The organism is Pseudoalteromonas sp. MIP2626 (assembly GCF_013414205.1).
Classification (GTDB): domain Bacteria; phylum Pseudomonadota; class Gammaproteobacteria; order Enterobacterales; family Alteromonadaceae; genus Pseudoalteromonas; species Pseudoalteromonas nigrifaciens.
This window is the reverse complement of the sequence record NZ_JAATTW010000019.1, coordinates 51,934-61,669: the sequence shown is the minus strand read 5'-3', so window position 1 is coordinate 61,669 and position 9,736 is coordinate 51,934. Positions and strand designations below refer to the sequence as shown.

Annotated in this window: 6 protein-coding genes; 1 reads left to right on the top strand and 5 read right to left on the bottom strand. The window is 39.8% G+C overall.

Features of this window, described 5'->3' with window-relative positions; translation table 11 throughout:
- Positions 1-439: 439 nt before the first annotated feature.
- A complete protein-coding gene (gene dld, locus HC000_RS10025; protein WP_257025486.1) occupies positions 440-2,212 on the bottom strand; it encodes a D-lactate dehydrogenase in 1,773 nt (590 codons plus the stop codon).
- Positions 2,209-3,915 carry an L-lactate permease gene (locus HC000_RS10020; RefSeq protein WP_179807573.1) on the bottom strand — a complete coding sequence of 569 codons (1,707 nt, stop codon included), beginning with the start codon at positions 3,913-3,915 and terminating at the stop codon, positions 2,209-2,211. Before HC000_RS10020 ends, dld begins: the two co-directional genes overlap by 4 nt.
- Positions 3,916-4,113: 198 nt before the next feature.
- On the opposite strand from HC000_RS10020, the gene HC000_RS10015 reads away from it, so the two are divergent.
- The gene (locus HC000_RS10015) at positions 4,114-5,019 is read left to right on the top strand and encodes a LysR family transcriptional regulator (protein WP_179807572.1); all 906 of its coding nucleotides are present in this window, start codon (positions 4,114-4,116) and stop codon (positions 5,017-5,019) included.
- 21 nt (positions 5,020-5,040) lie between these two features.
- On the opposite strand, the gene HC000_RS10010 is transcribed toward HC000_RS10015, so the two are convergent.
- From HC000_RS10010 to glmU, 3 genes are all read right to left on the bottom strand, one after another.
- Positions 5,041-6,171, bottom strand: a complete 1,131-nt coding sequence (locus tag HC000_RS10010) for a DcaP family trimeric outer membrane transporter (protein WP_179807571.1) — start codon at positions 6,169-6,171, stop codon at positions 5,041-5,043.
- Positions 6,172-6,384: 213 nt separating this feature from the next.
- Entirely contained in the window at positions 6,385-8,178 is a 1,794-nt protein-coding gene (locus tag HC000_RS10005; protein ID WP_179807570.1) for a choice-of-anchor I family protein, read from the bottom strand.
- A 133-nt stretch (positions 8,179-8,311) separates the two neighbouring features.
- Positions 8,312-9,670 (bottom strand): bifunctional UDP-N-acetylglucosamine diphosphorylase/glucosamine-1-phosphate N-acetyltransferase GlmU, encoded by a 1,359-nt coding sequence (gene glmU, locus HC000_RS10000; RefSeq protein WP_179807569.1) that lies wholly within the window; start codon positions 9,668-9,670, stop codon positions 8,312-8,314.
- Positions 9,671-9,736: the final 66 nt, after the last annotated feature.

The following is a 9,736-nucleotide window of genomic DNA, read 5'->3' as shown; positions in this document are numbered from 1 at the left end:
GAACTAAGCTTGGCTGTTAGAACTCAATCTGTACGAGTGCCCACACAGATGATTGCTTTATATTGTTAAAGAACGTTTTGAGTCGCTTTAGCGTCTCAAGGGATGCGTATAATACATCCTTTATTTTTCGAGTCAACACTTAGTTTTAAACTTTCTTTTTGGAAGATTTAAAACCGAAGTTTTATTTAACTCTCTGAGTAGTTGCTGCCTTGCTATGCTTCGGCGTTTCCCTTCTCAGTGGGGTCGCATTATAGGGATATTCTAGTAGGGGTCAATGCTTTATATCAACTTTTTGACAAATAAATGAATTTAGTATGAAAGGTATACAAACAAAGGGCTACACAGGGTTTAACGCTCAAAAATTAGGCTGTATTTATAGCTATAACGGTATTAAGTTATCTATCCATCTAAAAACTCAATACCGTTATATAAATGTACGTTATGAACAACAGGAACAATTACGTTTATTTTTCGGCATTTTACCTATACCTGGATTAAAGGAGTTAGTTGGGTCTAGGTTTTTATAAAAGTTTTGTAGATCAGGCTCTGCTTCATATAAGTGCCCTACATTATGTTCAGCTGGGTACTTAGCGCCTCTTTCGTTAAGTAACTTCAGCATTTGCTTTTTAATAAGCTTGGCATCAGTTCCTTTTTTCAATATGTAGTCTTGATGAAAAACATAACAGAAGAAATGACCGTAGTAGAGCTTCTTCTCTATATGTTGGGCTATTTCATTTGGGAGTGTTTCAAGCCAGTCGAGTTCGTTACGTGGAATGGCTATATCAAGCGCTAATATTTCGCCCACCTTTTTTTCGTGCATTACTTCATATCTTAGTGCCGCACCTGCCGCTGCAAAGCGATGTAAAAAAGCACTTTCTGACTCTTCCTTATTACATTCAAAATAAGCCCCTGTTTCTGAGTCTTTAAAAAAGCTATTTAAAAATGTCTGCGCTTCTTCTATTCCACCATCACTCATCTTCATAATTAGGTGGTGTTCATACTTATCGCGATATTCGAGCATGCGCTTTGGTAAATGCTGTGGAAACGCTTTAGCGATTAATTGCATAGCCTTGTCGGTAAAATGTTTTGGTACCCATAGCAACTTATTAAGCTTTGAATCTATACGCCCTTTTATAGAAAATAATCGAGGTAATGCATCCGTCCCTAAGTGTTTAATACTTAAAAAGGTATCTTTACCGTACTTAGCTGATACATCAAATATATCTCGGTGCATATACTCACCCACTTCTGGGATATTTTTAAACGTTGATAATATTTGTCTTCTCAATTGAGCAAGCTCATTAACGCTATTAGTACCTATATAGAAGGTTTGCTCTTTTTCTGCTGTTGGGTAGGTATCTAGACGTACCGCAAATACTGCAATCTTACCAGCACAACCACTGGCTTCATAAAGCCGGCGCTTATCTGCATTGAACCGACTGGGTGTACTTGCGTTAACATCTTTTACTCTCGCTACATATTCACTATCGGATGCAAGCTTATTACTTACAGGTAACTTTGTTTTATCAAAGTTGCCTGTTTGTAAGTTAGTTAGTATTTCTTCAGGTGAATTACCTAGCTCTACTTCAAGGTGATTAACTAATATAAGTTCGCCGTGTTCGTTTATTTGTGCAAACAAAGCAAGCTCTGTATAAGCAGGCCCTCTTTTAACAAGTGCTCCACCCGAGTTATTAGATACCCCGCCAATAATAGATGCACCTAAAGTAGATGAACCGATGACCGAATGAGGTGCTCTGTTTACGCTACTAAGTTGACCTTGAAGTTGATGTAAGGTGGCACCAGGTAAACTAATAACTTGTTCGTTATTGTTAACTAAAAAAAGTTGGTCCATAGCTAATGTATTAATAACAACAACAGGTCTATCGTAATCGTTACCGCTTGGAGTTGAGCCTTCTGTTAATCCTGTTTTTGCGGCTTGCATTATAATAATGCAATTACCCTGGACACAAACTTCTAGACAGCGCCAAACTTCCAATAAACTTTGTGGAAATAAGACTGCTAAAGCACTCCCACCTCCAGAGCGCCAACCCATTCTATAGTGTTCGTTTTTTTCTGGATCAGCTTGTAAATTATGTGCACCCAGTACGCTCGTTAATTTAGCTAAGACTTGATCTGGGCTAAGTACATTTTGAGAAGTACTTTTTGACATGAAAGTATTACAACCCAAATCCGGTGTTTGCTTATGACTCATGATACTAAGGGTCCTTGAAAATCAAAAATGTAAATTGCTGTCATAGCTATTACGCCACTAAAAATTACGTAATAGATTGTAGGTAAGATAGTACGTCTCAGTGTGGCACCTTCCATACCAAGTAGACCAACCGTTGCAGATGCAGCCACTACGTTATGTATTGCAATCATGTTACCTGCGGCTGCGCCCACAGCTTGTGATGCTATTACTAGTGAGGGGGAAATATGTAAGCTCATCGCTGCTTCATACTGAAATTGACTAAACATCATATTAGATACTGTATTAGAACCGGCTATAAAAGCACCTAGCGCACCAATACTAGAGCTAATTAATGGGAATGCACTTCCAAAAATCCCAGCAAACAACTCGGCACTCGCTACAGGCATACTTGCTACGTCTGACAAGTTTACATCTGAGTTAATAAATATCCTTACCATCGGAATAGTAAAAATAAGCACAAAACCAGCACCTAATACCGTTTTACCTGATTCACTAAATGCATTTTTTAAAGCGCTAATTGGCTTTTTAGACTGGAGCCCTGCAGCACATAAAGCACTTATCAATAATAACCCACCAGGTAAATATAAAGGGCTAAAACCGGCGCTAATATCAGCCTCTCCTAACAGAGATGAAAAATTCAGTGTTAAGTCACTAAGTCGTGTTTTAAGTTCTACAAAGACTCTTGAGCAAACAAGTAATAAAGCAACTAATAAATAAGGGAACCACGCCATAATAGGAGACATACTTTTATTGCTAGGCATAGCGGTATTACTTTCACTATCAACAATAAGCTTGCCAATCCACTCACTTGGCCAGTCTTTTTTTGGAGCAAAGTCCCACGTTGTTTTTGGTATTAAAAAACCTTTTTTAGCTGCGTTGATAACAATAACAACACTTACTAAACCACCAATAAGAGAAGGAAACTCCGGACCAAGATAAATACCTGTTAACGTGTAAGGTATGGTAAATGTTAACCCTGCAAATATCGCAAATGGCCAAATAGCAAATCCTTCTTTCCAGCTTTTATTTTTACCAAAAAATCGCGTTAGCATCATCACCATTAAAAGGGGTATAAAAGTGCCAATAACCCCATGCAGCATTGCAACTTGACTAGTGATTAACTGCAAAAACGCATCCCATTGCATACCTTCTTGCGCTAATTGCGCACTAATAGCGGTTGAATCGAGCCCTTTATTTACTCCAATAACGATAGGAGTACCCACGGCACCAAATGATACAGCGGTACTTTGGATCATCATCCCCATTAAAACAGCACCTAGCGCAGGAAACCCAATCGCGACCATTAATGGTGCTGCTATTGCCGCTGGTGTACCAAACCCTGATGCCCCTTCAATAAAAGTACCAAAACACCATGCAATAATAATAGCTTGAACTCGCCGATCAGGCGAGACGTTTGTAAAGCCACCACGAATAACCGCTATTGCACCGGTATGCTTTAGCGTATTGAGTAAAAATAGCGCACCAAACACAATCCATAACACTGAGATTGTGATCACGCCCCCCTGAATAATGGATGATGAAACTCGGTTAAGAGTCATATCCCATATAAAAATAGCAATTGCAGCTGTAACAGCTAACACTATTGGCATTGCTTTTTTTGCAGGCCACTGCAGACCTATCAATAAAATGCCACTGAGAACAATTGGCAACAATGCCAATAATCCATATATTGTTTGACTCAAAATTGTATCCTCGTTTTGTTGTGTGTGTGGCTGCCTTGTTAAAACTATTTATAGTTTATTGTTATGATTTTATTGCGACCAAGACAGGTTGAATACACTCTACTCTTTGTTAATAAATTGATATATTGCCTGTAGAGGCAATATTATTTTCCTTTTTTGCCATAATAATAAGCATATTTAATCAATTGAGGAACAAGTATGACAAAAGCTGATGACATGGTTTTATTTGTCCAAGTTGTTGATGATGGGTCATTTTCTAAAGTAGCAGAAAAACTTTCATTAACTAATTCTGTAGTAAGTAAGCGTATTGCAAGGTTAGAAGAAAGCCTAAATGCCCAACTTCTTTATAGAACAACTAGAAAACTAAGCCTTACCGATGCAGGCCGAACGCTTTATAACAAAGCTAAAATTGTTAAATTTGCATTTCAAGAAGCTGAGAATGCCGTAACAGGTTATGGTGATGACATGAAAGGCACCATAAGAATAACGATGCCTGTCGTCTCTGCTAACTTAGCCTTAAGTGAATCCATTGCTGAGTTTTGTAAAAAGTATCCTGAAATATCAGTAGATTTACAAGTAACCAACAGATTGGTCGATTTAATTGAGGAAGGTTATGACCTTGCTATCAGAACAGCAGAACTTGAAGATTCATCGCTCATTGCAAGACGGTTAATAGATAGCCAGTGGGTAATATGCGCCACACCAAATTATTTGCAGCAATACGGTGTACCGCAAACGCCTGAACAACTGCAAAACCATGAATGCTTAGTCTATAAGTTCGATAATACCTGTAATGACATATGGCCACTGTATATTGATGAGGCTGAGCAACTACTTTCCATACATGGTCGCTTTCATAGTAATCACCTCAGTGCCATTAAACGAGCCGCACTCAGTGATTTAGGCATTGCTTTTTTACCCCAAGCTCTTGTTTATCAGGAGCTACAAAAAAACACCTTAACGCAGATTTTTCAAAGCTTTACACGAAAGAAAATGGGGATGTATGCCGTTTACCCTAAAGTAAGGCAACCTGATCAAAAATTAAAACTGCTTGTTGAGCATTTGCGAGAGTCGCTACATAGAAAACAGGCGTATTACTGTTAAATAATACGCCTGTTATTTATATTAAAAGCTATATTTAGCAGAAAGCTGAAAGTAATTTGAGCTGATGTTGTCACTATTTTTATCATTGATCTTATATTGCCCAAACTCAACCCCCGCATAAAGGTCCTCTGTTATATTGGTTATTAAGTTAACTCCCCAATGAGCACGATCTTTTTCAGTGGTATCTGTTTTAGCTGCACCATAAAAGGCTGTTGAACGCCAAGTACCAGTCCAAAAATGTTTATAGGCGACAGTAAATGCTGTCGTTTTTTCGACTTCGACTTCATCGCGCTCGTTAACTACAATATCGTTTGTTAATCCTGCCGCAGCATAACGGCCAGGCTCTCCTACACTAAGCTGAAAACGAAAATCATCTTTTCCAAAGGTTTTAATTTTGCCCGAGAAGTTACCCGCTAGAGCTGTTTCACCTATACCGCCTTGATCCACTTTTCTTAATAAGGCACCAATAGATAATTCACCCCATTCTTTTTTATAATTATAACGCGCAACAAGATCAGGAATTGACTCCTCCTTATCGGCTTGAGCGCCAGAAACACCCACAGCACTCGATGCACTACCAGTATCGCCGTCGCCATTTGTTTCTGGGTTTTCAATTGCAAACTGCCAACCCCCATGGCTATATCTTATTTGTGTTTGCCTAACAAACACTTCGCCAACATGCGGGCCACCAAAGTCTAGTGTTTCAGGTAATGCGGCTAATGGCATAAAGGTTGACCATGTTTGCCCTGCTAACCAATCTTTATATTGAATATAAAAATGACGCAAACGATCGTTTGACGAATTACTAACGACTTCGTTTCCGCCACCGCCGTAAAAATCCAGCTCTACAAATCCAATGACATCACCGCGTTGTATTTTTAAATTAAGCCTTGATTCTTTAACATTAAATCCTGTGTGTGAGGTATCAACTGCTTCACCCTCAGGAAAATTACCAATCCAATAATCCTGATAAGCAATCTCACCAGAGACATGACGAACATCTACTTTAGCGTAGCCACCAAGTTCTACTGTTGTTTTTTTAGAACCCGTGTCTATATTTGCTAATTCAATACTCGCTAAACTTAAGTTAGAGTGGCCTAAAGCTATAATTGAGAGAGCTGCTGTGATTAAGTGTGGTTTTGTGTATGTCATAGATAGCCTTTTGTGTGCTTTATTTTTAGAGCTATCAATTTAGAGAGTAAAAGGCTGTTTAAGAAGTATGGAAAAAGCGAATCACTTATTCCATAATTAACATAATAAACCCAAAAATTAACGTGATGCACACATAAATATAGGTTCAAAAAAATGATTGGATCAACTTTACCGTGTAAGTTGATCCAAATTCATTTTAGCTAAAATACACTTTTAATAAGCTGCAATTTGCCATACAGCAATAGAACCAGAGATCTCATTACCTATAATAAGTAATGGTTCGCCTGTGGCACTTTGCTCAGCCGGTACAAACACCATCCCTTCAGGTGCAAGGTCACCGGTTATATCGGCTCCCTCTATTACACCACGGTTATAAAAGTAATCTTCAAACTGAACATCGTAAGGGTTAGTTATATCGTAAACCATCACTCCCCCCATGCGCTCAAGACCTATAAAAGCAAAGGTACGCTCACCAATTGTCCCTATTGTCAGGGCCTCTGGCTCTGCTCCTTTGTCATCTGAACGGGTATCGCCTTCGTTTTCATCTTCATTATTATTAAAAGCTTCGCCGTGCACCGATGCGGTAATACGACCTATGTCATCGCCTGAGTCATATACCACCAGCCCATTATTGTCCCAAATAGTGAACGAGCGTGCACCGTAAGCATACAACGATTCGTATTGCCCATCGTCGTTAGTATCGCCTTTTACTGTCGTGACTTTTAAGCGGCCAATATCGTTATCGTCGTTATTTAAGTAATCAAAATTAGCGGCAAGGGCTAAATCCTCTACGCGGCTTTCATCAATATATGCAAGGCAGCCATCATCTTCATCGTAATCCAAGCCACCTTTTGCTAAGCAATCAGCTTCATCTGTTGTATCAAAAAAGTATTCACGTGCGTCGCCTTCATTAGCAGAAACAATAAAGTTTGCGCCGTTCCAGCTAAAACTTGCAATAGTATCTGGCTGATACATGCCATATAAACCAGGGTATGACTGAAAGTGTATGCCGCCATCTTTATCTGATGCATCTATGTGTAGGTTAGACCAGTCTTTAAACCCTAGTCCCTTTAACTCCACACTATTATCTTCTAGATTAACGATCGCGAGCGCGTTATTTTCTTGAATTGATACATAGGCGTATTTATTATCTTTAGAAATACTGACGTATTCAGGCTCTAAGTCCATCGCAACAGTGGTATTAATGAGCTTGCCATTAATAGTACGCCCAGTAGGGTTTGCAAATACAAGTCCAAGATCTTCTAGTTCTGTTTGTTTATCATTGTAAGCTGTAAAGTCAATATGAGTGGCGGTATCTGCCACGACCCCATTAACAATATTAATAATGCTAATGGATCCATCGGGGTCAATACTATAATCGCCGTTTGGCTCGCCTTCATTGGCCACGACCACTTTTGTGCCATCATGACTAAATGTCACCATGTCGGGTAAAAAGCCAGCGGTTACATTTTTAATAAATACCGGTGTATCACCGCTAATATCGTAAAACGCAATGTGACCTGCTGCACCGACTTCCTCTGCTGCCATTGCAACGGCTAGTAACTGGTTATTTTCATCGATTGCTAGGCTGTTTGCGTCACCAGGTGTCTCGTCATTTAAGGTAAGGGTAATAGCTGATGTTAAATTCGTCGCACTCACTATGCCTTCGTTATCCTGTACAAGGGCGGCGGTATCGAACATATTAGCGGGGATAATATTAACCACGGCCGATTCACCCGAGCTATTGATTGCATAAATCCATTGCTTAGAAGCTTGGTAAGCCACTATTTCAGCGGCCCCCTCAGGACTTTCTACATTAAGCACGGCTCTGCCAACTAAGCTAATATTTAAAGCCGTGTTGGCATTGGTACCGTTGATGCCATTGTCACCTGCCGCGCCTTGTTCGCCTTGAATGCCTTGTGCGCCATCTTGTCCGTCATCACCATCAAGTGAACAACCAGTGAGTATGGATAAAAGTGAAAGTGCTATGATTGATTTTTTGAACATTGTATTTTTCCTTAGTGATGTATAGGCTAAATAGCAACACACAGGCATGACAACAAAATGACAATTTATTGGCATTATCATTAGACAATAAAAAAGCGAGTATAAAACTCGCTTTTTTAGCTTAGGGGGAGTATTACTTTTTAACTGGGCGTTTCCAGCCATCTAAATTACGCTGTTTGCCTCGAGCAATAGCTAGTTGCTCATCTGCTACTGTATTCGTAATAACAGAGCCTGCACCAATTGTTGCCATTGCACCAATATTTACGGGTGCAACAAGCGATGAGTTAGAACCAATAAAGGCATTGTTGCCAATAATGGTTTTTGCTTTATTAACGCCGTCATAGTTACAGGTAATAGTACCCGCGCCAATATTAACCTTTTCGCCAATTTCAGCATCACCTAGGTAACTTAAGTGATTAGCTTTAGAGCCTTTACCTAAACGGGTTTTTTTCATTTCGACGAAGTTACCAACATGTGAGTCTTCTTCCATAATTGCACCTGGGCGAAGGCGGGCATAGGGACCAAGCGTACATTTAGCAGCAACTGTTGCATCTTCTATGAGTGTATTAGCTTTTATTATAACGTTATCGCCAATGCTGCAGTTTTTGAGCACACAGTTTGGTCCAATTTCAACGTTATGACCTATAGTCACTTTGCCTTCAAAAATCACGTTTATATCTATTAGTACATCTTCACCGGTGGTGACTGTTCCGCGAACATCTATACGGGCAGGATCGGCAAGTGTTGCCCCATTAAGCATTAATTCTTGTGCTTGCCATGCTTGGTACGCACGTTCAAGGCCAGCTAGTTGTATACGATTATTAGCGCCTTCTACTTCCATTGGGTGTTCTGGCTGAGCTGATGTAATTTCGACACCTTCTCTATGCGCCATTGCCACTATGTCGGTTAGGTAATATTCGCCTTGTGCATTATTGTTAGATAAGTTGCCTAACCAGCTTTTTAGCAATCGACCATTAACGGCCATAATACCGGTATTTACTTCGCTAATAAGTAATTGCTCTGGGCTGGCATCTTTTTGCTCAACAATACCCACTAACTTGCCATCAACACGTAGCATACGTCCGTAACCATTTGGATTGGCTAAATTTACGGTTAATACCGCTAAACCATGTTTAGGTGTCGCAGCTAATAAACGTTCAAGCGTTGATTGCTTAGTTAAAGGCACGTCACCGTATAAAATCAGCACTGTATCATCGTCATTAACATGAGAGTTGGCTTGCGCTACTGCATGACCCGTACCTAACTGCTCAGCTTGGAGTACCCAATTTACGTTGTTGTTGGCCAGTTGTTGTTGTAATAGTTCGCCACCATGACCGTAAACTAAGTTAGTAGTAGTTGCACCTAGTGCTTTTGCGTTATCAATAACGTGCTGCACCATAGGTTTGCCAGCCACTTTATGAAGAACTTTAGGTAGCGCTGAGCGCATGCGAGTACCTTTACCCGCTGCAAGAATAACCGTTGTTAGAGACATTAAAACAATTTCCTTTTTTCGTTGTTTTAGCTAAATAAGCGCGTACTGGTGCACAGTAGATTATGT

Bases quoted from the DNA above. Each gene is read 5' to 3' on its own strand.
- HC000_RS10015 (WP_179807572.1), top strand. From the start codon at position 4,114: ATGACAAAAGCTGATGACATGGTTTTATTTGTCCAAGTTGTTGATGAT.
- HC000_RS10005 (WP_179807570.1), bottom strand. From the start codon at position 8,178: ATGTTCAAAAAATCAATCATAGCACTTTCACTTTTATCCATACTCACT.
- glmU (WP_179807569.1), bottom strand. From the start codon at position 9,670: ATGTCTCTAACAACGGTTATTCTTGCAGCGGGTAAAGGTACTCGCATG.
- HC000_RS10010 (WP_179807571.1), bottom strand. From the start codon at position 6,171: ATGACATACACAAAACCACACTTAATCACAGCAGCTCTCTCAATTATA.
- dld (WP_257025486.1), bottom strand. From the start codon at position 2,212: ATGAGTCATAAGCAAACACCGGATTTGGGTTGTAATACTTTCATGTCA.